The organism is Tianweitania populi, assembly GCF_014652875.1.
Taxonomy (GTDB): Bacteria; Pseudomonadota; Alphaproteobacteria; order Rhizobiales; family Rhizobiaceae; genus Tianweitania; species Tianweitania populi.
Window position 1 is genome coordinate 43971 of sequence record NZ_BMZQ01000004.1, and the last position, 25357, is coordinate 69327.

Below are 25357 nucleotides of genomic sequence, written 5' to 3' on the forward strand. Positions count from 1 at the left end.
TTTGTCTGGTGGACAAACCCTTGCGCAACGCTGCTGCTGATCGACCCCTGAAGGTTCTTGTTGCGACACCGGCGGGGACGACCGGCCGCGGCGGAATTGACCGCATGATGGCTGCACTCCAGTCTGAATTGGAGCGGCGCTCAGTTGAAGTCATTGCGCGCTTCCTACCCACGCGCGGCAACGGATCGCTCGCGCTTTCGTGGCTTCATCTTACGCGCTTTTGCCTGCAGATGGCTGGGGCGCGTGTTCGCGGCGACGTCGATCTGGTGCACATCAATCTCGCAAGCCGCGGCAGCACCTATCGCAAGATCGTTCTGGCAGCCTGTGCACGCATCCTGCGGATCCCCTACGTCATCCACCTCCACGGTGCGGAATATCGCGAGTTCTGGGCAAACAGCCGCCCGACGGTAAGCCGCCGTATCCACGGGATGTTTGCGCATGCAAGCCGCATCATCGTGCTTGGCACGCCCTGGCGCGCCTTCGTGGCGCAGATGGTGCCCGAGGCAGCAGCGCGGATCGTTATCGTGCCCAATGCCGTCGCGGAGGCTGAAACACGACCGGATGCTGGCGCTACAACCGTCCACATCCTGTTCATGGGACGGATCGAAGAGCGCAAGGGCGTTCCCGAACTCGTTCGCGCCCTGACCAATCTACGCGAAATGCCAGGCTGGCATGCGACTATTGCAGGCGATGGCAGCGTCGAAGCCTTGCGGGCCGAAGTCGCCGAGCTCGGCCTTCAAGACCGGATCGCAGTTCCCGGATGGCTGGGTGCCCAAGATGCGGCAAGGCTTCTAGCGACGGGCGATATTCTGACCCTCCCCTCTCATGCCGAAAACTTGGCGATGTCGGTGATCGAAGCCATGGCTGCTGGGCTTGCAGTGGTGACGACGCCGGTAGGAGCGGTGGAGGACATCATCGAAGATGGCGAAACGGGTCTGCTGGTTCCGCCGGGGGATGTTGCCGCTTTGGCCGACGCCCTGGCGCTTCTGGTGCGCGATACGGCGTTGCGACAACGGCTTGCTGCTGCTGGGCAACGCTTCCAACGCGAGCATCTGAGCATATCGCCCTATGCCGACCGGATCGTTTCCGTTTGGCATGATGCTGTTGCAGAGCATCTCGGCGAGACCGCGCGGGAAGACCGGAGGGGACCGCAGTGAACGCCGCCGCTTATTTGAAGAACTCGATTGCGGAAAACTTGGTTCGCCGAACGCCTGGCATTTACCAGAGATTCCAACATCTTGCACAGCGTTCTGAAACAATGTCGCTCGATGAGCGAAGGGCTTTACGCGATGCATTAACGCTCAGAACCCTCGCGAAAGCACGGAAAACGCGGCACGGAAAGATGTTGGAGTCGCCGGGTTCCTTTAGCGATTGGCCGATCCTGGAGAAGGAAATGCTTCGGCAGGACCCTGATCTTTGCTCGGTTCGCACGCTGCTGCCGGCGCATGCCGCCTCGACCGGGGGCACCACCGGCATCCCGATCAAGCTTCGCCGCTCGCTTTCTTCGGTGGTTTTCGAACAAGCGATCCTGGATCATCTGGTGCACCGGTTCTCCGGTCTCGATCTGAAAACTGCTCGGGTCGCCGTTCTGCGGGGGGATGCTTTCAAGGATCCCGGCGATACGAAGCCGCCATTTTGGCAGGAAAAAACCGGAAATTTTCGGCTTGTGGCGTCGAGTTTTCACCTGAATGGCTCCACAATTTCCGCTTTTATCGCCGCTTTCCGGAAATTTCAGCCGGATTTGCTCTGGGTTTACCCGTCTTCTCTAGAGGCGTTCGTGCGTTTGGGGGATGACGGCTTGAAGGATCATCCGATCAAAAGCCTGAAGCTTGTTCTTTCGTCGTCGGAAGTTTTGAGCGCCGACGTCTCTCGCGAAGCGACCGAAAAACTCAACGTACCCGTTCTCGATTTTTATGGTCAGTCCGAACGGGTCAGCGCTTCGTACTCGGTCGCCGGCAATGAGCACTATTTCTTGCCGGCCTATGGCAGGGTCGAGTTGTTGCCGGTCGAGGATAGCGACGCGTCCGGGCTCTACGAGATCATCGGCACATCCTACTGGAACGCAGCGCAGCCTCTGGTTCGGTTTCGGACCGGCGATCTGGCGCGGCTACCAGGTGGAATGAGCGTGGAGGAAATCGAGGCAGTCACACTAGGCATATTGCCATTTCTAGGCGTTGAAGGCCGGCAGTCGGAATATGTTCTGTCTCCGGAAGGCAGCCGTTTGATCGGCATGAACCATATTCCGCGTGGCGTGCCGGATATTGCGCAGATGCAGATCATCCAGACGGAGGCGGCGCGGGTGGAAATCCAGGTCGTTCCGCTGCCAAGCTTCGGCGAAGAAAGCCGGAAAATCATCCTTGCCAATGCGCGTCAGAAGATCCCGTCCAGCGTGGATATCGAGATCAAGACGGTCGATGCGGTGACACGCACGAAGAGTGGGAAGACGCCGCTGGTGATGCGGCTGGTGGATTGATGGTTGCTTAGGCTGAAGTCCCCTCAGCCGGCTCGGCTTCCACCTTCTCGGTTTTCTGCCGGAACTTGCGGCGCAGATTATCCGCGAGCATCGCCAGCGAACCCTTGGCTGAGCCGGTGCCCATCAGGGATTGCAGGGCTACGGTATGCGTTGCCAGCCTGTCCTTGAACGCTTCGCCGCCGCACAACAGATCGACCATCTTCAGGCCGTGGTCGAACGACCACTGCACATATTCGAAGATCAGCACCATTCCGGGTGATGCCCGCGCATAATCGGGATCATAGGTGGTGACCCAGGCCATCATCGTGTCGCGCTGCACGAAGTTGACCGATATGGCGGCGACCGCGCCGTTCACCTCGATCACGAACAAGCGCAGGATGCCGGCGCGCGCCAAAACTTCGACCAGAGCGGGCAAGGCCTCGGCGCTTTCATCAAACAGCTCGGAAACGTTGCGGCCAGTTCGTTCCATCCACCTGCGCTTCAACAAAGCCAGTTTTTGGAGCACAGGCCCAAGAGGCTCGTCAGGCCCGAGCAATCGAAACTGAACGGTCCCCGCTTCTTCAAGGATGCGGATGCTGCGGCGATGATTGTGCCTGACCTTCTTGGGATGGCTGGCAAACCACGCCGCTCCGCTGTTCCAGTCGCCCGCCATGCGCGAGCTGATTTCTTCCCGGTGGTTGGGACGAAGCTTCGCCCCACCTTTCGTCTCGGGATCAAACAGGCGCCAGGCGGCTGCGTCCGGCAGCAGGCGATTGATGAAGACGAGATCATAGCCGCCGGCTTGCCGGATCTGCGTCCAGACCCTTGCTAGCGCGGCATCCGTACAGTCAGGCGCACGAAGAATGTCGCCATAGTCGGTATAGGCAGCAGCCGCCCATTCCAGAAACCGAAGTCCCTTGCGGCGCGTGATCGCCAGCGGCACGACCGCAACCAGCCTGTCGCCGTTCCACACCAGACCAACGCGCAGTGCAACCTGGTTCTGGTTTTTCAGCGTCGTCCACCACGCCGAAATCCAGCCATGGCTTTGGAAGATCAGGGCATCACCGGCCTGCCACAGCTGTGTCCATTGGTGTTCCAGCTCGGCCAGACGCTCCGATGAACTGACGATCTCGAGGCGCTCCGCTTCCGTGGCTACCATAGGGGCAACATGCTTATTCATGTTGCCGACCGGTCCCGCGTCAGCGTGCTTGCGGCACGACGACGGCGCCTTACGCGACGTGCGGCGTGCCCCCACATCTTTTGCAGCGGCAGGATCCAGAGCCCGCGCAAGGTCTGATAATCGGCTGCATCGCGATCCATCAGGCCGAATTTCAGATCCAGGTTGGGTTCGGGCACGAACTGCGTGCCGAACAGGCGGTCCCAGAAGGAAAACAGCAGGCCGAAGTTCTTGTCGTAATGGCGCGGATCGACGCTGTGATGCACCTGATGCCAATGCGGGCACAGGATGATGTTGTTCAGCGGACCGAAGGAGATCTTCAAATGCGTGTGGCGCACGAAGTCCATCATCAAGATATTGCGCACGACATAGACGTTGATGCCGAACACGGCGACCTCGACGGGGTTGAGCGCAATGACGCTCCATATGCCGAAGCAGATGCCGGGAATGACCCCATCCCATATCCGGTTCATCAGATCGTCGAGCGGATGAACGCGATCCTTGGTGATGCCGACCATGACCTCGGCCGAGTGGTGCACCTTGTGCAGCTCCCAAAGGAACGGGAAACGATGCTGCGCGGCATGATAGAGGTAATAGGACAGATCGTAGGCCAGAAGCATGGTCACGGTGAAGATCAGGATCGTGATGGGGCCTGCGGGGCCTGTCATCAGCGGACGGTCCAGGCCAAAAATCCAGCTGATGCTCTGGTTGGTCGCGTAACCCACGGCGGTCACGAAGGTCGCACCAGCCGGGATCAGCAGGAATGGCATGATCAGCTTCTTGGTGACGAAGAAGAGCGCGTCCGCCTTTGCCGAGCGGTGGAGAATGATCTCGGTAGGAAAAGCGAAATCGAAAAAGTCGCGCACCGACTTCTTTTCGACGGTACGCCAGTAAGCCACCAGCGCGCAGATCAGGGCAGTGACAAGGATCAAGCCTGGCGTGACATAGTCGATGTTGGCGAGCTTATGCGTAATCTTTGTGCTGAGTTCAGTGAACATGGGCATCCCGAGAGATTAACGCTTGATCCGAGCCAAGATCACGAAGCGTCGAGCGGCTATCCTGAAGGCTGTTGTTTGAAATCGGTGGAGTTACTGTCCGGTTCTAGCACACCGGCCTTCTCAAAACGGATAAACGTGCTGCTATAATTAACATCGAATGCGTCAAGCCTCGTTAACGCCGTTGTCTGGCGCGACGATCTTGATCAGCGACACCACGCCTGCATCATCCACCTTGCCGCGCCAGGCGATCCTGTCTGCGGGTTGGCGCTCGCCGAAGCGCTGCGAGACCCAACCGCCCTCACCCGGATGGTCCCCGCCTGCCCGACTTTCAATCGCGCCGTCTGGAAGATCAAGCGACACGATCGGTTCGCCGGCGCGAAAAACGGTCATGCGATTTCCGGTCTGATGCGTGGTGAGCCCCTCGGCAAGCTGGAAAACGATCTCCGCATTACACGCCGTGCCAAGCAAGCGATCGCGCACCTGGATGCCCTCAGCGCAACGCTCCACCCTTCTCTGGTGCACAGCGCCGAAGCGGTTTTTGTAGCCATCATGATGGGCGCAAAGGCTCCAGTCCGGTTCCGGCCGGGCATCCGTCAGGTTTGCCGCAGCCTTGTGCGACCAGTTGAACTTGCCCGACATGACGCTTTGGCTTGTTTTCTCGATGTTGAGCGTGTTGTGGGCGGGCGTCGAACGGAACCAGTCGCGCCATTCGCCACCTGACCCATAAAGATAGGTTCCGGGATCAACCAGAACGGGCTCGCCATCCACGAATAAGGTGATCGCCAAGCCATCGGCATGACCATGCGCGGCAATCGAAAGATAGCCGAGCGGTCCATGATCGAAGGTCAGTTCCACCAGTCGGCCGTTGATGTCGCCGCGCCAGATCGACAAGCCGCCTTGATAGAAGGTTTTCAACCCGGTCGGCTGGGGCATGGCGTGGCTGGGTCGTCCGAAGATGATCGCGCGGAAATCCTGTGGCGAAGTGGTGAGGCCCGGTTGTTGAAGGAAGCCGTGGATCGCCGACGCCACAGAGGGCACGTAGTCCTCCTCACCTCCCAATGTGAGAGCCCTACCCTCGTCGTCGTCACCATAGGATACTCCACGTGGCAGCCAAGCGGCCGCATCGGCGAATGCTGCGAGCCGCTGCGTCGCGCTCGCCGGAAACGGCGTTCCCGCCGCCTGCGACGCTGCCGCGCAAAGCAGGATCAGTTCGGCCGTGAAGGCACCATAGGTCGGGCTTTGCTCGGCGGCCAGCCCATCCGGCAAGATCTGCTTCGTTGTTTCCGCAATCAGCGCATGGCGGAGGTGATCGACCTTTCTGCCCAGCGAAAGCCCGATCAGGAACTCTCCGGCCAATTCGGCGACGAGATGATTGTTGGCTGACGAAAAGCGGGACGGGAAGCGTTGCAGCCAATACGCACTTGCCACCAGGATTGCGCCGATCTGCTTGAGCGTTTCTCCGTCAAGTTCGTCGCCAACCAGATCGAGCGTTATGATCAGACTGATAGCGCGCAGGGCTACCTCGATGCCGGACGCCCAGGCGACACCTCGAAACGGCGGGTTGGCCGCATGCCAGCTTTCCACTGCTGTCTGGATGGCTCGGCGCGCTCTTGCATCGCCCGACAATACGAGGTGCGCGGCCTGAACCGGCAGAACCTGCAAACGGTTGGCTTCCCAGACATATTTGATGTCCCCGAAAGTGCCGGCCTGACGGTAATCGACCGCAAATGTATGTGTCTCGGCGCCCGCCCAGAGCTTGTCCGTCACCGGATCCAGACGCCAGAAGTCTGCGGGGAAGAGACGTTCCGTATCGCGCTTTGGCCAGTCGCGTCCCAAGGCCGAATAGCGGCCTTGAAGCGTTTGCTCTGCGGCATTTGCAATTCCCTGCCTTTGTTCGGAAGAGGCTGCAAGCAGCGCGTCGCGCAAGCTTAAGAAGACCGGATGAAGCGGCGCTGTGGGATAGCGATGCCAGCCATCGTCGCGACGGCGTGAGACGATCTTGCGCTGATGTTCCTTCAGTCGGTGAAGCACTTCGGCGGGCTCCATGTTGCGCAGTCGTTTCAGATACCAGCCGAGTTTCATCTGTGACGAGACCGCTTCGATGGAGAGAACGAATAGGCGATAAACAAGCTTCTTCTTTACACTTGCCGGGTTAACGTCCGTTTCTCTTGAGGTGGGGACGGCAGATGAGAGTGATTGCAGCCATTGCTTTGGCTTTCAGCTTTCTTACGGCAACAGCGCAGGCGAAGGTGCTTGAGCTTCATCGCGGCGTTGGCGTGCATGAATGGCTCAACTGGTCGCCGGTCAATGAAGATGGCACCTATATCTGGCCACCCTATCGCGCTGAACAAGAGTGGCTGGACAGCTTCCGGAAAGGCACCGTTTCCAAAGGGGAGAACGAGTTCCAGCGCATCCGCTCGATGGGCTTCGACTTCGTGCGGCTAAGCGTCGATCCCGGCCCGCTGGTGTCGAGCGAGGGGACCAAGCGAAAGGAAGCGCTCGCGATCCTTTCAAAGGCAGTGAAGCGCATTACGGCCAGCGGCTTGCGTGTCGTGTTCGACCTGCACGGCGTCAACCAGGTTCCGGCCACCAGCATGAAGCTGATCTATGACGGCGCCGACAGCGAGGGCGTGGCGCGCTATCGCGCCATGGTCAAAGAGGTGGCGGGAATGCTGGTGAAGGTCGGCACCGACAAGGTTGCGATCGAGCCCTATAACGAGCCTGCTTACTACCCTTGCGATGCCAGCGGCACAGACGATTGGCAGCGGATCATGGAAGCAACGGTCGCCGACATCCGCTCCGTGAGTGGGGATCTGACCATCATCGCCACAGGCGCTTGCGGCGGCGGTGTCAAAGGCTTGCTCAACCTGAAGCCCGGCTTCGACGATCCCAACATCTATTACAGCTTCCACATGTATGAGCCGCACGACTTCACGCATCAGCGCTCGGAAACAAAGGGTGGATTTGCGTCCGGCATGCCTTGGCCGGCATCGACCAGCACGCCGGAGGCCGTGCGCAAGGCGCTGGAAGCCCGCATAGACGCAGCCGGTTTGAGCAGGGCGGAGAAGCGCGCCAACCTGGCGGAAGCCGATCCCCTGATCGCCAAATACTTCGCGGAGAATTGGGGTGAGAAACAGCTCGACGCTAGGTTCGAGCAGGCACTTGGCTGGGCCAAAACAAACGCCATCCCGTCCGAGCGCCTGTTCATGGGCGAATTCGGCGCCATCCTCATGACAGCCGACGGGCGTATGGGAGCCGATGATGCGGACCGCATCCGCTATCTCACTGCGGTCAGGCGCTCGGCGGAAAAAGCCGGCATTCCGTGGTCGATCTGGGAATATGCGAATACTTACGGAATGTCGGTGATCGTGCCGAAGGAAAACGCGGTGCCTGACATGAATATGCTCGGAGCGCTGGGCCTGATGCGGCAATGATTGGCCGCCTTCGCGCTTTCGGCCAGCTTTGAGGCATCTTCCGCTTGCTGCTGCGCTCAACCCTCATCTATGGCCCGGCCATTCTGCTGACGCGCATCTCAGCGCTGCTTCTGCTCGTCGTCGTCACGCGCCTCATCGATCAGGATGAATACGGCCTGTTGACGCTGGTAGTGACGGTCGGCGAGATGACCGATCTGGCGGTTACCAACTGGCTGCGCATTGCGCTTCTGCGGCTGGGCGGCACGGTGGATGTCAGCCGCGGCTCGCTGGCGCTGGCGGGGAAGGTTCTGCTGGGCAGCACGGCGCTGGCGCTGGTCATTGCGGTGGCGGGCTCGGTGATCGTCGTGCCGGAGCGCTGGCCGGAATTTGCGCTGGCGGTTTGCGCCTATCTCATTGCCGGATCGATTGCGCGCCTGGCGTTGACGGTGCTGCAGATGCAGCAGCGCCATTCCGCCTATTCGCTGCTGGAATGCTTGCGCGCCATCCTGCAGCTGGCGCTTCCGATCCTCGCCATTCTCCTTTTGCCGAACTCCTTTCTGGTTGTTTCGCTGGGATCGAGTGCGGGCATGCTGATTGCGGGGCTCATCGCCGGCATTGTCGCTGCGCGGCGGGTGGTGGTTGGGCCGGCAAAATTCACCGGGCGCGAACTGGTGAGTTTGGGTCTGCCTCTGGTCGTGATGGCGCTGGTCGGGTTCGGGCTCAACAGCGCCGAACGCCTTTTCCTCAACGCCTATCATGATGCCGGTGCGGTCGCGCTTTTTGCCGCTGCCTATGTTCTGGCGCGCCAGCCGATCGACATGGTGGGCAACGCCATCAATGTCGGCGCTTTTCCGCAGGTGATGAACCGTTTCGACGAGGAAGGGCCCGCCGGATCGGCCGCCTTGCTGACGCAGCTGATGGCGCTGATGTTGCAGCTTTGCTTGCCGGTCGCGGCCTTGTTGGTGGCGCTGAACGGCCCCATCACCGAACTCATGCTGCCCGCAAGTTACCATGGGCGCGTCGGGCTGCTTTTCCCCGTGATCGCCTTCAGCGTGCTTTGCGCCAACCTGACAAGCTTCGTTTACGGCACGGTCATCCACGCGCATAAGCGGCCGGCGCTGTTGATTGTCGGCACCCTTGTTGGATCGGCGGCGACGATCGGATTGTCGATGCTTCTCATTCCCCGCTGGGCCGAGCTTGGCGCAGCCCTTGCGCTGGCCGGAGGTTCGATCGCGGCACTTGGCGCCTGTGCTTTCCTGAGCGAGCGGCTGACCCATGTGCCGGTGGCATGGCGCAGCATCGGGTGCTCCCTAGCAATTGCACTCGGCACAGGCTTGAGCGCAGCGCTGACCGCCTTCCTGCTCGAAGCCCTGCCAGCCCTGATCGTGCTGGTCGCAGGCGGTTCTGCCGGGTTGGCTGTGTTCCTGATCCTGTCGTGGATGATCTATCCGCAAGCCGCGCGGCAGTTTGGCGACGCGGCGGTGCAGCGCTACCGTAAGCTTCGCAATCGCGGTTGATCTAGGCGCTGATATTGCGGCGCCGGCGACGGCTGGTCCACACTTCGCGGGAGAGAAGAACGGCATAGGCGGTGTTGGTCTCGTAATAGCGGCGCCACAGGCGCTTCGGCTCCTGGGCCACGCGGAACAGCCATTCAAGCCCGATCGCCTGGATGAACTTCGGTGCCCGGGCGACCTTGCCGCCATAAACATCGAAGCTGCCGCCCACGCCCATGATGAGGCTTGGCAGAAGCTCGGCACGATGGCGCTTCGTGAAGCGCTCCTTGCGCGGGGTCGGCATCGCGACCAGCAGGCAGTCGGCTCCCGATGCATTGATCTCCGCGACCACCTCGGCCTCGTCTTCAGGCTTGAAGTAGCCGTTACGTGCGCCGGCGATCACCAGTTTCGGATGGTTGCGTGCAAGGCGTTCAACGACGCTATCCAGGACGTCCTGTTCAGCGCCGAGGAGGAAGGGTTTGTAGCCGCGCTGTTCGCACAGGATGAACAGGTTCGTCATGATATCGACGCCGCTGACACGCTCCGGCAAAGCCACGCCGCACAGCCGCGCACCCCACAACACGCCCTTGCCGTCGACATTCACCACATCGGCCGTCGAAACATCCTCGTGCAGTTCGGCATTCTTGCGCATGTTCACGAGCTTGGCGACATTGACCACGACATGATGCAGCGGCCGCTTCAGCCGCATGGCTTCTTCGGCCAGATCCATGGTCTCCGCCATGGTCAAAGCATGGATCGGCGAGGCCAGGAATTCGCCCCGGCGCGATGCCAGCAGGCTATGCTCGGACCAACCCGATCGGGCCGTTTCGCTCACGCTGCAACCCCGACGGACCGGCGATCTTCAGGCGCCCGGCGTTCAATGCGCGCGTCTGGCTTGCGCGCCTTCCGCCATGTCCAAAGCCCGCGCGTATCGACCAGCTTCTTGTTTTTCAGCTCTTCGGGATCGATGAAGTTGAACTGCCGATGGTCGACGAGAAGAACCACGATGTCGGCCTGATCGATGGCTGAAAGCGCATCCGTGAACACGATGCCCTTGTTCTGCAAAGGAGCCGGAAGAGCATTCGTGTTTGGCTCCGCAGCGACGATTTTGACGTTTGGAAGCTGCGCCAAAAGTTCGACGACTTCTACCGCCGGGCTTTCGCGCATGTCGTCGATATTGGGTTTGAAGCTCAAGCCGAGACAGGCGATCGTCTGCTTGGCTGCCGGATTAAGCAGGGCCTTGATGTCCTCCACCACCGAATGCGGGCGGGCGGAGTTGATCCGACGCGCGGCTGCAATCAACGGCGTGCTGTCGGGCGCGGCATCGATGATGAAATACGGATCGATGGCGATGCAGTGTCCACCGACGCCGGGGCTCGGCTGCAGGATGTTGACGCGCGGATGCTTGTTGGCGAGCTCGATGACCTCCCAGACATTGAGCGACAGATCCTGGCAAACAGCCGCGATCTCGTTGGCGAAGGCGATATTCACGTCGCGGAACGCGTTTTCCGTGAGCTTCACGAGTTCGGCGCTTTCCGCGCTCGTCAAATAGAGGTCGCCGGTGACGAAGGTGGAGTAAAGGGCTGCGGCCCGCGCAGCCGAACGGCGCGACAACCCGCCGATCGAGCGGTCATTGTTACAAAGCTCCGTCAGCACCTTGCCGGGAAGAACACGCTCGGGAGAATAAACCACAAGCATTTCCGACTGTTCTTCACCGGCGAGCGGGAACTTCAGATCCGGCCGCAACTCGGCAAGCATCTCCGTCAGGGCGCGCGTCGTACCGACCGGCGAGGTCGATTCCAGCACGATGAGATCGCCTGACTTCAACACGGGCGCGATGCTTCTTCCTGCCGCAAGCACGTAAGTGATGTCGGGCCGGTGGTCCTGCGTCATCGGCGTTGGCACGGCGATGACATGCGCGTCCGCCGGTTGCGGCTTGCTGCTGGCCTTGAGCTTACCATTGGCGACGACCTTCTGGATCAAACCGTCAAGGTCGGGTTCGACGATATGGATCTCGCCGCGATTGACCCTTTCGACAACGGCCTCGTTGACGTCGACGCCCGTCACATCAAGCCCGCGGCTCGCGAGGATGGCGCAAGTCGGCAGGCCGACATAGCCCATGCCGATAACGGAAACAGTCTTGATGTCAGCCATGAAGTAATTCCTCGACAATGCGTTGTGCGGCCTGTCCGTCGCCATAGGGGTTGTGCCGTGTCGCCATGCTTTCATAGGCATCGCGATCGTCCAGCAGGCGGTTGGCATGGGAAATGATCTTGTCGGGGTCGGCGCCCACGAGAAGCGCGGTGCCGGCCTCGACACCTTCCGGCCGTTCGGTGTTTTCGCGCATAACCAAGACTGGCTTGCCGAGTGATGGCGCTTCTTCCTGAACGCCGCCGCTATCGGTCAAAACCAAGTGGCTTTGCTTTTGCAGGTATAGAAACGGCAGATAGGTCTGCGGTTCGATGAGATGGATGTTGGCGACAGCGTCCAACTGCGCTGCCACTACCGATCGGACATTGGGATTGGGATGCACGGGCAGGACAATCTGGACATCCGGTCGCGCAGCCAGCGTCTTCATCGCCGTGCAGATGCGTTCGATGCCACCATCGAAATTCTCGCGCCTATGCGCGGTTGCCAGGATCAACCGTTTTGCGGGGTCTAGAAACGGAAACTGCCCGGCCAGCTCTGTCCGCACGGCGGAATTGGCATCGATCTCTGCGGAGAAATGGAGCAGCGTGTCGATGACCGTATTGCCCGTCACGAAGATCGTGTCCGGGGACTTGCCTTCCGCCAGAAGATTGGCACGCGCCTGGGCAGTCGGCGCAAAGTGCCATGTCGCGATGTCACCCGCGATCTTGCGGTTCAACTCCTCCGGAAACGGTGAGTTGATGTCATGGCTGCGCAAACCCGCTTCGACATGGGCAACCGGCACGCGCTTGTAGAAGGCGGCAAGCGCGGCGGCCATGGCCGTCGTGGTATCGCCCTGAACGATGACCACATCTGGCTTGGCGCGATCAAGAACCTCCGCCATCCCCTCGAGAACACGCGCGGTGACGTCGAACAGCGTCTGGTTCGGCTGCATGACGTTGAGATCGTAGTGGACGGGCAAACCGGTCATGGCGATGACCTGATCGACCATCTCACGGTGCTGAGCGGTGATGCAGGTTTCAACAACACAGTCCGACCGGTTCATCGCCGCACGCGCAATCGGAAAGCATTTCAGCGCTTCCGGTCGGGTGCCGAAGACGATCAAGAACTTGGGTTTGGCTTGCGGCTTGCTGTCGGCGAAGATTGTCATTGCGACAGTAAAGCAAATTGGTATTTCAAAAAGTTGAACAAGGCTGAGTAAATGCAGTACAGATAAGCGAGAAGAGCTTGTCGTTGCCGTGGCTGGTCGTCATTCGGGAGCATGCCTCCCCAACGAGTCTTCCTTTGTTTTGCCACTGCGATCCGATGCTTGCATCGGAAAGATGCCAGCCTGCAAACGCTGCATCACGGCAAGCGTGCGGGGTTGGCGTCGACGTGCTCACCGACGAACTGGCGCGGACGTTTTGCGCTGAGCAAGGGAAACGGGGCGGGCTTCATCAATGCCTGCACATGCGCGGACAGAAAGACGATCCAGGCTGCGGACCATAGAGTTCCAGCCACGAGAAGGCATAAGGGCGCCTGTTCACTCACTTCGGCAAAGGCACGCGCAACCGCAGAACCGAAGATCAACCCTAGTGCATACCAGTGCCGGCGGCGGGGTTGGATTTCTGTGTATTCCGACCGAAGCATCGTCACGCGCGATGCGATCGCCAGGATCATCGCTCCCATCGTCCCCATGGTCAGGGCATGGACCTGAACCAAATGAGGCACCAGGCCGAACCTGGCAGCGACGACAGCAAGCAGGCCGGGAAGAAGGCCGGCATAGCCAAGAGACAGCATCCGGTTTGCCCTTCCGAGCCCAAAACCGTCGATGCTGCAAGTCATCACCCATAGCATTGCGGCAACAAGCGCCAGCGTTCCGATTGCTCCCCCGTCAAGGAGGCCGATCATCAACAGGACGACCGCCATCCAAAGCAATGGCCGGCGCAGATCTCCGAGGCCGAGCCGCCGCCGCGCTTCAGCGGTGAAGGAAGGAACGACCCGTCCCCCGACGATGAAGATAAGAACCGAAATCGCCACAGGCAGAACGCCTGCAAGATCCCGTTGCTGAAGCAGCATCACCTCTGCCCAGACAAGCAACAGCGGCACCATGGCCAACGGCACCTTGTCCCACCTCTTTGCCCGCAACACAGGCACCATGATGAACAAGGCGACCGGCAGCGCCAGGAGAAGCATCGGCCACGCGTCCGCCGGAAACAACAGCGAAACAAGCCGCGATGCGAAGGCGAGCGCACCAAGGACAAGAGGCGACACCGGAAACGGCCGGCCGGTCCAGGCCTTTTGCGCAGTCATGATGTAGCCGGAAATGGCCAGACCACCAAAGCCGAACAAGCCCAGCCGGACATGTGCCAGCTGTGGATCGTCCAGTGGCAAAAGCCAGACCCACGGCAGCATGGCCGCCATGAAGGCGGCGAGCGCAAAGAACACGCCTGCTGGATGAAAGATCAACAGCGAACGGCTTTTGGCGGATCTTGCAACGTGCACGTCTTGGGCTTCCCGCCGCATGTTCGACTGGCCTCTCAGCAAGACGCCCTGGTCTGAACGCCCGACGAGCGCCGAATGCGTCTGGCGCATCATAGCTGATGAAGCAGGATTTTAGTGCGCTGAAGTAAGGCCGCTCGACATAACCAGAGATCGCTCAGGTAGGACTTTTCCTGACAGCTTGCGGCCAATTACCTTCGCGTGCCCGAAACGCCTTTCCATACACTCGCAGGCGGGCATGGGCATTTTTGCAAGTTGGCCAACAGACAGATCGCGAGATCGGCTGGTCCTTGCGCGTTGTTTGCTACTGATTTCCAGCCCGGGGCTTCGCGTTCTCATGCAGTCATAGAAGCTGCTCCCAAGCGCATCAGCCTCTTCGAACCTTCAACGAGGCTGCGCGATCGGACGAAGCAGATGAACGACCTGTCTCTTCTTTCCAGCATCCACCGGAGCGAACCGGCTGATGTGTCAACCGGCGCAATCGCCATCATTGGCATGTCCGGACGGTTTCCCGGTGCTCCCACGGTCGACCAGCTATGGCAGATGGTGCGGGAAGGTCGGCATGCCTTCCGTTCCTTCTCGCCGGATGAGCTGGAAGATGCGTTCGATGAGGAGACGCGGAAATCGGCCGATTATGTGCCGAGCCGGCCGCATCTAGAAGATGTCGATCTGTTCGATGCCGCTTTCTTCGGCATCAAGCCACGCGATGCCGCTCTGATCGATCCGCAGCAACGCATTTTCCTGGAAATTGCCTGGGAAGCGCTCGAAGACGCCGGCTATGATCCAGCGCGCTATGAGGGCGCAATCGGCGTTTTCGCGGGCGCTGCCTTCAACACCTATCTTCTGAACAACGTCCTCGCCGGGCGCGATCAGGTCGAAGACTTTACGTCGAACTACCAGGTGGGCTGCTATCCGACCTTTCTCGGCGGAATTTCCGACTCGCTGGCGACACGCGTTGCGCACAAGCTCGATCTGCGCGGCCCGGCCATCACCATGCTGTCGGCCTGCTCGACCTCGCTTCTTTGCGTGGCGGAAGCCTGCCAGAGCCTTCAGTCAGGCCAATCTGACATGGCGCTTGCAGGCGGCGTTTCCGTTACGGTGCCGCAAAAGCGCGGCTATATCCACCAGCCCGGCGGTATGGTTTCCGGCGACGGGGTCTGCCGGCCCTTCGACGCGTCTGCGAGCGGCACCGTGTTCGGGAGCGGCGCGGGTTGCGTGCTTCTGAAGCGGCTCGACGACGCGCTGGCCGACGGCGACCACATCCATGCAGTCATACGAGGCTGCGGCGTCAATAATGATGGCGCTGCCAAGGTCAGCTATACCGGGCCGAGCGCGGAGGGCCAGGCCGCGGTCATCAAGGCCGCGCATCGCAATGCGGGCGTGGATCCGGCCACCATCGGCTATGTGGAATGCCACGGTACGGCTACGCCGCTCGGCGATCCGATCGAGTTTCTTGGACTGTCCGCTGCGTTCGCTGATGCCGGGTTGGATCAGCGCTGCGTTCTTGGATCCACCAAGGGCAATGTCGGGCACCTGGATGTGGCGGCGGGCATCACCGGCCTGATCAAGACCGCCTTGATGCTGCGCGAGCGGGAAATCCCGCCGCTGGCTCAGTTCCGTTCCATCAATCCGGCGATCGACCTTAACCGCAGCCCCTTCAAGGTCGCCACGAGCCTGACACCATGGCCGGAGGGGTCGACACCCCGGCGGGCCGGCGTGAGTTCGTTCGGGATCGGCGGCACCAATGTTCATGTGGTGATGGAAGAGCCTTCCCGTTCTGTTCGCTTAATTGAAGAAGCGGCAGATCGCATCCACATCCTGCCGCTGTCGGCCCGCTCAGACGCCGCGCTCAACACAACGTGCGCAGCGCTCGCGCAATCCATTGTGAACTGCGACGTTGCGATGGAAGACGTTGCCTTCACGCTGCAACATGGACGGCATGCCTTTTCGCATAGGGCAGCCTTCGTGTGCGAGAGCGCGGCGGAGGCGGTTAGCAGGCTCGCTTCCCCGCCGGCCATCAAAGGGTTGGCGCCTGCTGAGGCGCCGGGCCTCGTCTTCCTGTTCCCGGGACAGGGGTCACAATATCCTGGCATGGCGAGCGGCCTCTACCACAGTGAAGCCGTTTTCGCGGAGTGGATCGACAAGGGCGCTGATATCCTCGAACCCATGCTGGGGTTCGACATCCGCACGCTGATCTGCCGGGATGTCGAGGGAGCGGATGCCGCGCGGGCGCTCAGGGACACCCAGGTTACCCAGCCGGCCCTTTTCCTGACGGAATATGCAACGGCACAGCTTTGGATCGATCGCGGCATCGTTCCGGCGGGGATGGTAGGCCACAGCGTCGGCGAACTGGCGGCGGCGTGTATCGCGGGCGTGCTCAGCTTCGAGGATGCGTTGCGGCTGATCGCCCATCGCGGCCGGTTGATGCAGAATTGCGAAGCGGGCGCCATGCTGTCGGTACGCGCCACGGAAAGCGAGCTGCGCGATCTCCTGATCGACGGCGCCGATCTCGCCGCGCTCAACGCGCCGAAGCTCAGCGTCGTGGCTGGCCCGTTCGAAGCCATTGAGGCCTTTGAAGCCGTTCTTGCCAAGGCCGGCCTGCAGGCGAGCAGGCTTCATACATCGCACGCGTTTCATTCCGCGATGATGGATCCGGTTGTGGAGGCGCTGCGCGCGAAGGCAGATGAGATGCGGTTTGCCGAGCCGCAGTTGCCGTTCGTCTCCAGCGTCACCGGAGAGTGGGCAGGGCGCGAGGTGATGGCCGGCGATTACTGGGCCGATCACTGCCGCCAGAAGGTGCGCTTCGCCGATGCGTTGCGAACGGCCTGCGACGGGACCAAGCCCGTCCTGCTCGAAGTCGGGCCGGGGCGCACGCTTTCCACTTTCGCGGCGCAAACGCTCAAGCGCGGCGACCTAGCGGCCAACATCACCAGTCTGCCGGATCACGAGCGCGGGGTGAGCGACCAGCGAGCCATCGCCGAAGCCACCGCAAGGCTGTGGACCGCCGGCGTTTCCATCGACTGGCCGCAGCAAGGATCGGCGCGGCGCACAAGCCTGCCGACCTACCCCTTCGAGCGCGAACGGTTCTGGATCGACGCGCCCACGCCGCTTGCCCGGCAGGGCCTCACGACCTTTTCCCCTCGCGCGCAAGCGTCGCTCGAACTCAACAACGGACCCGATCACACAGAGACCAACACCATGAACGCAATGCCGGAGTTTACCGTCGAACGCAGGACTGCACGTTTCGAAATCACGCTGACCGGCCTTCTGAGCGACCTGTCCGGGCAGCCAGGCGATGAGCTGCCGACCAGCGCGACTTTCGTCGAACTCGGCTTCGACTCCCTGTTCCTCGGCCTGTTCAGCCAGGAGGTTCAGAAGCGGTTCGGCGTGAAGGTGAGCTTCCGCCAGCTTCTCGGCGACATCGGGAGTGTGGCCAGCCTTGCCGCGCATCTGAATCGGGAACTGCCGGCGGCGACCGTCGCGCCGGCTCCGACGCCGGTCCCGGCGCCAGCACCCATGCCGGCCACATCCGTCATCGTCCCGGTCGTTCCCGCCGCTCCAATCGCCACTTCACCGATGATCGAAACCGCTGAGCCTGGACGTCTCGAAAGCATTATGCATGGCCAGTTGCAGACCATGCAGGCGATCTTTGCCGAGCAGATGCATGCGCTGACCCGTCTGCAGGGCGCAGCGCACTCGATCTCCGTCGCATGTCCAGTTGCGCAGCCCACACCTGCACCCCAGCCGGTTCCCGCTCCCGAAGACATCTTTCTGCCGGCTGAGGAAGGCCCGTCGCGGTTTCGGATGTACAGGCCCGGCAGCGATGCCGCGCAGACGGATATGCCTGATCAGACCCGCGCCTTCATCGCCGATCTCGTGAACCGTTTCGGCCAAACGCATCCGACATCCAAGGCGATGACGCAGGACGCCCGGGCTCACCTTGCCGATCCGCGCACGGCCGCGGGTTTCCGGGCGACATGGAAAGACGCCGTGTTCCCGATCGTGGCCGCGTCAGCGAAGGGGTCGCGCATCACCGACATGGACGGCAATACTTATGTCGACCTCGTCAACGGCTACGGCCAATGCGCCTTCGGCCACGCGCCGGACTTCGTGTTGCGTGCCTTGGCCGAACAAATGGAGAAAGGTTTTGCCATCGGCCCGCAGTCGCCGCTGGCCGGCAAGGTCGCCGAGCGCATCGGCCGCATGATCGGCCATGAGCGCGTGACGTTCTGCAACACGGGCTCGGAGGCCGTCATGGCCGCCATGCGGGTGGCCCGCAGCGTCACCGGACGCGACCGGGTCGTGGTGTTCTCCAACGACTATCACGGCCAATTCGACGAGGTTCTGGTAAAGCGCGGCGGCCGTGCGGGCGCGGCGATGCCGATCGCGCCGGGCATTCCAGCGGGCTCGGTCGGCAACATGTCCGTCATCCCTTACGGGGCTCCCGAAAGTCTGGACTGGATCGCGCGCCATGCGGGCGAGATCGCCGCCGTGGTGATCGAGCCGATCCAGAGCCGGCATCCGGAACTGCGCCCGGTGGAGTTCGTGCGGGAACTACGCGCGCTTACGGCGCAAAAGGACATCGCGCTGGTGTTCGACGAGGTCGTCAGCGGCTTCCGCGTGGCGCCGGGCGGCGTTCAAAGCCTGTGGGGTATTCAGGGCGACATGGCGACTTATGGCAAGGTTCTGGGCGGCAGCATGCCGCTCGGCATCCTGGCCGGCAGCGCCCGCTACATGGATGCGCTCGACGGCGGCTTCTGGCGCTATGGCGATGCTTCCGAGCCGGAAGTGAGCCCGACCTTCTTTGCCGGAACCTTCGTGCGCCATCCACTGACATTGGCAGCGGCTGACGCCGTGCTCACCCACATCGAAGGCGAAGGGCGCGCGCTTTACGACCGCGTCGCGCCGCGTACGGCCGCGCTGGTCGAGGAGATCAACGCGGATCTCGCCAGCCGTGGCGTGCCGGCCCGGGCGGAGGTCTTCAGCTCCTGGTTCGTGATCAATTTCAGCCAGACCGACCCGCTCGGCAGCCTTGCCTATACGCAGCTGCGGCAGATGGGGCTGCATATTCAGGAAGGCTTTCCCTGCTATCTCACGACCGCCCACAGCGAAGACGACTTCGCCTTCATCATCAGGACCTTCCGCGATGCAACCGACGCGCTTCAAGCTGGCGGCATTCTCTGCCCCCCTGAAGGCATGCGCCCAATGGCCGTGACGAAGCAGCCCGAGCCACCGGCCATACCGGTTTCCGCGCCGCTGACGGAGTCGCAGATGGAGATCTGGCTGGCGGCCCAAATGGGTCCCGCCGCGTCAGCCGCCTTCAACGAGTCCTTCAGCATCACCATCGACGGGTCGGTTGACGACGCAGCCCTTCAGGCCGCGCTCCGTGATGTTGCGATGCGCCACGATGCCCTGCGCACGGTTTTCGCCAAGGACGGCAAGAGCCAGTCCGTTCAGGCCGAAAGCGAGTTCGACGTCGCGCGCGTTGATCTCTCGCAGGCTCCCGACGTGGACGCGGCGATCAAGGAGATCATCGCAGCCGATGCACGCAAGCCCTTCGACCTGACGCAAGCGCCGCCCGTGCGGGCTGCCTTGCTGCGGCTGCCCGAAGGCCGAAGCCTGTTCCTGTTTACCGCGCACCACATCGTCTGCGACGGCTGGTCGGGCAATATCATCGCCGAAGATCTCGCGACCGCCTATTCGGCACGCATGGCGGAGCGGGAATTGGACATGCCGGAAGCCGCGTCCTTCTTCCGGCACACGGCCGCAGCCAAGCCGGCCAGCGAAGGCGAAGCGGCATTCTGGCTCGACCGGTTCCAGACCGTTCCCGATCCACTCGATCTGCCTTTTGATCGCGCACGGCCCGAACAGCGCAGCTATCAAGGTGCGACCGTCACCCGCGAACTCAGTGCCGACATGCTGAAGCGGGTCCGCAAAGCCGGCGCGGCGTATGGCTGCACGCTGTTCTCGACCCTGCTCGGCAGCTTGCATATCCTGCTAGCGCGTTTGTCCGGCCAGGAGGATTTCGCCATCGCCGTGCCCTCGGCCGGGCAGAGCCTCGATGGCAATGAAGGGCTTGTCGGCCATTGCGTGAACCTTTTGCCGATCCGGCTGGCCTCGACGCCTTCAACCGCCCTGCGCGATCACTTCAAGGCCGTGCAGACGCATGTTTCGGATGCTTTCGAACATCGCAGCTACACCTATGGGACACTGGTGCGTCGCCTTGCCATCAAGCCGATGCCCGGTGTGCTGCCGCTGACGCAGGTCCAGTTCAACCTTGAGCGCGTGCCCGAAGCGCTGAGCTTCGGCGGCAGGCGCGCGATGGTGACGCCCAATCCCAAGGCGTTCTCCAATTTCGACCTGTTCTTCAACGTCATTGAACAGCCCGACGGGCTGCGGCTTGATGTCGATTACAACACCGACGTCCTCGATGACGGCACAATCGCGCGCTGGATCGATTGTTTCGGAACCCTGCTGGACGCGCTGGCTGGCAGTGAGGCGGAGACTGTCGGTGCCCTGCCTGTCGTTCCAGCCGATCAAGCGCGCTGGCTGATCGACGATCTCAACCGGACGCAAGCGCTGTTCGACGACCAAACAACCGTCGTAGACATGTTTGCCGAGCAGGTTACGCTCCGGCCAAACAGCATCGCGGTGCGCTACCGCGACCAGGCGCTCACTTATGCCGAACTCGACCAGCGCAGCACGCAGCTGGCACGGCATATCGCGTCCCTGGACCTTGGGACCGGCCAGCGCGTCGCGATAGCGGTCGAGCGATCAGCTGAAATGCTGGTGAGCCTGCTGGCTGTGATGAAGGCGGGCCACACCTATATCCCGCTTGACCCCGCCCACCCGGCCCCGCGTCTGACACAAACAATGGAAATGGCGGCGGTTGCCGCAGTGATCGCCGACAGCGACGATGTGGGGGCATTACGGCCGCAGGAATCGAAGCTCATCCACGTCCATCGCGATATGGCGGCAATATCCGCGCAGGACAAAGAACCGTTACCGCGCTCGGCGCGCGATGGCAGCGCATCGGCCTATATCATCTTCACCTCTGGCTCGACCGGCATTCCTAAAGGTGTCGAGGTTCCGCATCGCGCGCTCACCAACTTCCTTCGATCGATGGCGAAGGAGCCCGGCTTCGGGCCGCAGGATTCCATCGTCGCGCTGACGACCATCTCGTTCGACATCGCGGCGCTGGAGCTTTATCTGCCCCTGATCTGCGGCGGCACCGTGGTCATCGCCGATCGATCCGAGGTCACGGACGGCTTTGCCCTTGTGGACCGGATCAAGGCGAGCGGTGCGAGGGTGCTGCAGGCAACGCCCACTTTGTGGCGCATGCTGCTGGAAGCCGGCTTCGAACCGGATGCATCCATGCGCATGCTGTGCGGCGGCGAAGCGCTGCCGCGCTATCTGGCGGAACGCCTCACCCAGTCCGGCGGCACGCTGTGGAACATGTATGGCCCAACCGAGACGACGATCTGGTCTTCCGTCGATCGTGTCGATGCCAGCCGGCCGATCACCATCGGCCACCCCATCGACAACACGTCGCTGCATATCCTTTCGCCGGAGGGGCAGTTGCAGCCGGTCGGCGCGATCGGGGAGTTGCATATCGGCGGTGTCGGTCTCGCGCATGGCTATCTCAACCAGCCCGATCTGACGGAGAAGAGCTTCCGCTCCATTGCCCTGCCGGGCCATACCATCCAGCGCCTTTACAGCACGGGCGATGTGGGGAAGCGCCTGCCGGATGGTTCGCTCCAGCTGCTCGGGCGACGCGACAATCAGGTCAAATTGCGCGGCTTCCGCATCGAGCTTGGCGATATAGAAGCCGTGCTGCGGAAGGTCAAAGGCATCGCCGATGCGGCCGTGGACGTGAAGGCAAAGGCGACCGGTGATCGTCAGCTGGTCGGCTATTATGTCTGTACGCCGGGCCAGAGCGTGTCCGCTGAAACCCTCGCTACGCAAGCTGCTGCCAAGCTGCCGGCCTACATGTTGCCGAGTGCGTGGGTGCAGCTTGAGGCCCTGCCGGAAACCGCCAACGGCAAGCTTGATCGCAAGGCGTTGCCCCTGCCCGGCTTGGCGGTATCAGCGGCGCCGACTGCATTGCAGGGTCCGACAACACAACTGGAACACGAGCTCGCCGAAATCTGGAAGAACGTGTTGGGCATCCCCGAGGTGGATGTACGCCACAACATCTTTTCGCTGGGCGCCGATTCCCTTTCGGTGTTCCGCATTGCTGCCCGGATGATGGAGGCAGGCCTCGGTCTTGACGCGCGCGATCTCCTCAAGTTCCCGACGATCCGCGACCTCGCCCGCCACGCTGCCCAGGCGAAACCCGGCGTAGGTTCCGGTTCGGCCACCAGCCTCAAAGATTTCCGCAATGGCGCCAGGCGCGCTGCAAGGAGGGTCGCATGAACCAACATTCCCTTGGCGCGCGACCCCTGCCGCTTCCGAGTGTCGTTGATCGCTTTCCTTGCACGCAGTCGCAGCAGCGCTTCTGGCTGCTCGAACAGATGGCGCCCGGCAACACCTCCGCCAATGTCGCCTTGTGCTGGGAATTACGCGGGAGCTTTCAGGCGGAAACCATCGAAAAAGCGTTCCGCCAAGTGAACGACCGGCATGAGATCCTGCGCACCCGCTTTGTGGAAGAAGACTCCGTGCCACTGCAGGAAGTCGTCGATCACTGCGACTTCAAGCTCTCCGTCGTCGATCTTCGCACCGTCCCCACGGATCAGTTGGAAAAGCGGGTCGCATCCATCAGCAAAGAGGAGGCCCGTATCTCCTTCGATCTGTCGCGGGCATGCCTCCTTCGCGCCACCTTGCTCCAGCTTGCCGCAGACCGTGCCTATCTGCTGATTACCGTCCATCATCTGTGCTTCGACGGCATGTCGATCCGCGTCCTTGGTCGCGAGATCGGCGAGATCCTCGATGCGGCGGACAACAACCGTGCACCCGAACTGCCGGAGCTTGCGCTTCAATATGGCGACTTTGCCCTGTGGGAGGAGGCACATCGGCAATCGGCGGATTTCGAGACCGAGCGATCATATTGGCGCGACAGGCTGGCCGACGCGCCGTATTTCGAATTGCCGACGGACAAGCCGCGCGATCTGGCGCGGAGCCATGCCGGCGCAGCTGTCTCGATGCTGTTGTCCAAAGACACCTCCAACCGCATCGACGCTCTTTCCCGCAGCGAAGGGGTCAGCGTCTTCAGCCTGTCGGCGGCGATCCTGGCCGCCGTGCTTCATCGCTGGACGGGCAAGACCGACATCGCCATCGGAACGCAGATCGCCGGCCGTGATGAGACCGACCTCGAGACGCTTCTTGGCGTCTTCATCAACAACATCGTCCTTCGCTTCGCAGTTGAGCCCGACGCCGGCTTTCAATCCCATTTGGCCGCTGCGAACGGGATAGTTAGGGATGCGCTGGTTCATCAGCATATGCCCTTCAACACGCTGGTGGAGATGCTCAATCCGCCGCGCGATCCTGCACGCACGCCGCTGTTTTCGGTCAACATGATCGTGCAGAGGGCGTTCATGGAGGATCATCGCTACAAGCACTTCGAAATGCTTGGCCGCCCCTCTTCCACGCCTGGTGCGCTATTTGATCTCAATTTTATGATGATCGGGCGGCCGGACGGCTGGCGGGCAACCATCGAATACAATCCGGATCTTTTCGACGCCACCACGGCAGACCGGCTTCTTGCCGACTGGACGGGGGCGATCGAGACGCTGACAGCCCATCCGGCACGCGCGATCGCGGCGCTTCCCATCACCTTCCCGGCTGCCGCAACTGCTGTCGACCAGCCTGGTCCGGCGACGATTGAGGCGCTGCTCCTCGAACACGCGGCGGTTGCCGCCGTGAAGGCCGTTGATCCGAGCAACGGGGCCTACCGGCTTCTTGTGGTGCCTGACCCCTCCTGCACGCAGCCGCTCGAAACATTGCCGACGACACTCCTCGACCATCTATCGAAGACCGCGCCGGCTTTATCCCGGCCAATCTCGATCAGCTTGGTCATGCAATTGCCCGGCGACGTCGGCAAAAGCCTTCAAGCTAGGCCAGCCAAGGGCGACGCCGAAACTGCCACGAATGCTCATCACGACGCGCTTGAAGCCGTGGTCAGCGAACTGTGGCGCGAGCTTCTTGGGCTTTCGGACGTGGATCGCACTGCCAACTTCTTCGATCTTGGCGGGCACTCGTTATTGGCTGTCCGCCTGATCGCAAAGCTGCGCGAGCGCTTGAACGTCAAGCTGACCACCACGGCCCTTTACCGCGCGCCGACGATCGAGAAGCTCACAGCCGAGCTGGCGGCGTTCGCGCCCATCAACGCTGTCATCCCGGAAGAAGACACCCGCATCCACGACATCAATCCGGATGCACCGGGCATTCCGATCATCTCGATCAACAACTATTCGACGATCTACGCCATCTCCAAGCATTTCAGCACGCCGCGGCGCTGCATCAGCGTGCGGTTGGTCGATCCGGACGCGCCTTTCGAGCCCGATAACAAGAGCTTCGAGCAGATCGCCGACGCCTATGTCGAACTGGTCAAGCGCGTGCAGCCTAGAGGCCCCTATGCCCTCTTCGGCGTTTGCGTTCATGGCAATATCGCGCTGGAAATCGCACGCCGACTGATTGCCGGCGGCGACGAGGTGGCGGGGCTGTTTATCAAAGATGTCTGGGCGCCGGCCTATTCGGCCCATGTGCGAGACAACCGCAAGATCCGCCTGCTCAACAAGGTCCACGACGGTCTCCTGAGGCTTCGCAGATGGCGACGTGGGGAGTTGTCGATGTTCGACGTGCTCAGATATTATCCCATTATCCGATCGCGACGCCTGTTCCTGGTGATGGAGCGTTTCTTCGGGAACACGCTGGAAATGGAAACACGCCTGCTATCCACGACCTCGCAGGGTGCCTTTGTTTCCTACCTGGCTGCGGCCAGGAACCGGTACATGCCTGAAACCTATCCCGGCGATGTGGTGATGTTCAAGACAAACGAGTCGCCTGCCGGCCGCGACTTCGACAAGAGCCTGGGCTGGAAGGCTGTTGTTTCAGGCAGGTTCGACATTGCCGAGCTTGAGGAGATCGTGGTGTCGCGGGGCGTTGAGATCGGCACGGCCGAAGCGGCGGCCCGGATCGAAGCGACTTTGCAGCAAGCGGAGGGCGGCGGGGCTTGAGAACAAGCCCGCCGCCATCGA

Annotated in this window: 13 protein-coding genes; 6 read left to right on the forward strand and 7 right to left on the reverse strand. The window is 61.7% G+C overall.

Going from position 1 to position 25357, the window contains the following annotated elements:
* The first annotated feature begins 8 nt into the window (after window positions 1-8).
* Entirely contained in the window at window positions 9-1157 is a 1149-nt protein-coding gene (locus IE166_RS17765) for a glycosyltransferase family 4 protein (RefSeq protein WP_244641566.1), read from the forward strand.
* Window positions 1154-2473: a phenylacetate--CoA ligase family protein gene (locus IE166_RS17770; protein ID WP_189506590.1), complete on the forward strand. Its 1320-nt coding sequence runs from the start codon at window positions 1154-1156 to the stop codon at window positions 2471-2473. The genes IE166_RS17765 and IE166_RS17770 overlap by 4 nt, the downstream gene beginning before the upstream one ends.
* Window positions 2474-2480: 7 nt before the next feature.
* Here IE166_RS17770 and IE166_RS17775 read toward each other — a convergent pair whose 3' ends face one another.
* From IE166_RS17775 to IE166_RS17785, 3 genes are all read right to left on the reverse strand, one after another.
* The gene (locus IE166_RS17775) at window positions 2481-3632 is read right to left on the reverse strand and encodes a GNAT family N-acetyltransferase (RefSeq protein ID WP_189506592.1); all 1152 of its coding nucleotides are present in this window, start codon (window positions 3630-3632) and stop codon (window positions 2481-2483) included.
* Entirely contained in the window at window positions 3629-4627 is a 999-nt protein-coding gene (locus IE166_RS17780; protein ID WP_189506872.1) for a sterol desaturase family protein, read from the reverse strand. The genes IE166_RS17775 and IE166_RS17780 overlap by 4 nt, the downstream gene beginning before the upstream one ends.
* Window positions 4628-4789: 162 nt before the next feature.
* On the reverse strand, window positions 4790-6709 hold the full coding sequence (locus IE166_RS17785) for a heparinase II/III family protein (protein WP_189506594.1): 1920 nt from the start codon (window positions 6707-6709) through the stop codon (window positions 4790-4792).
* Between the two features lie 104 nt (window positions 6710-6813).
* Between IE166_RS17785 and IE166_RS17790 the strand changes: the two genes are divergently transcribed.
* Entirely contained in the window at window positions 6814-8061 is a 1248-nt protein-coding gene (locus IE166_RS17790; RefSeq protein ID WP_189506595.1) for a glycoside hydrolase family 5 protein, read from the forward strand.
* Window positions 8062-8105: 44 nt separating this feature from the next.
* Window positions 8106-9557, forward strand: coding sequence for a lipopolysaccharide biosynthesis protein (locus tag IE166_RS17795; RefSeq protein ID WP_189506597.1), 1452 nt, complete (start codon window positions 8106-8108; stop codon window positions 9555-9557).
* Between the two features lies 1 nt (window position 9558).
* Here the strand turns inward: IE166_RS17795 and IE166_RS17800 are convergent, their stop codons facing one another.
* From IE166_RS17800 to IE166_RS17815, 4 genes are all read right to left on the reverse strand, one after another.
* On the reverse strand, window positions 9559-10368 hold the full coding sequence (locus tag IE166_RS17800; RefSeq protein ID WP_244641567.1) for a WecB/TagA/CpsF family glycosyltransferase: 810 nt from the start codon (window positions 10366-10368) through the stop codon (window positions 9559-9561).
* Complete coding sequence (gene wecC, locus IE166_RS17805; RefSeq protein ID WP_189506599.1) at window positions 10365-11687, reverse strand: UDP-N-acetyl-D-mannosamine dehydrogenase; 1323 nt, start codon at window positions 11685-11687, stop codon at window positions 10365-10367. Before wecC ends, IE166_RS17800 begins: the two co-directional genes overlap by 4 nt.
* Window positions 11680-12831 (reverse strand): non-hydrolyzing UDP-N-acetylglucosamine 2-epimerase, encoded by a 1152-nt coding sequence (gene wecB / locus IE166_RS17810; RefSeq protein WP_189506601.1) that lies wholly within the window; start codon window positions 12829-12831, stop codon window positions 11680-11682. The genes wecC and wecB overlap by 8 nt, the downstream gene beginning before the upstream one ends.
* Window positions 12832-13025: 194 nt before the next feature.
* Window positions 13026-14129, reverse strand: a complete 1104-nt coding sequence (locus IE166_RS17815) for an NnrS family protein (RefSeq protein WP_189506603.1) — start codon at window positions 14127-14129, stop codon at window positions 13026-13028.
* Between the two features lie 447 nt (window positions 14130-14576).
* On the opposite strand from IE166_RS17815, the gene IE166_RS17820 reads away from it, so the two are divergent.
* Together IE166_RS17820 and IE166_RS17825 are read left to right on the forward strand one after the other, a co-directional pair.
* Window positions 14577-22577, forward strand: coding sequence for a non-ribosomal peptide synthetase/type I polyketide synthase (locus IE166_RS17820; RefSeq protein ID WP_189506605.1), 8001 nt, complete (start codon window positions 14577-14579; stop codon window positions 22575-22577).
* Complete coding sequence (locus IE166_RS17825) at window positions 22574-25336, forward strand: condensation domain-containing protein (protein WP_189506607.1); 2763 nt, start codon at window positions 22574-22576, stop codon at window positions 25334-25336. The genes IE166_RS17820 and IE166_RS17825 overlap by 4 nt, the downstream gene beginning before the upstream one ends.
* Window positions 25337-25357 lie beyond the last annotated feature (21 nt).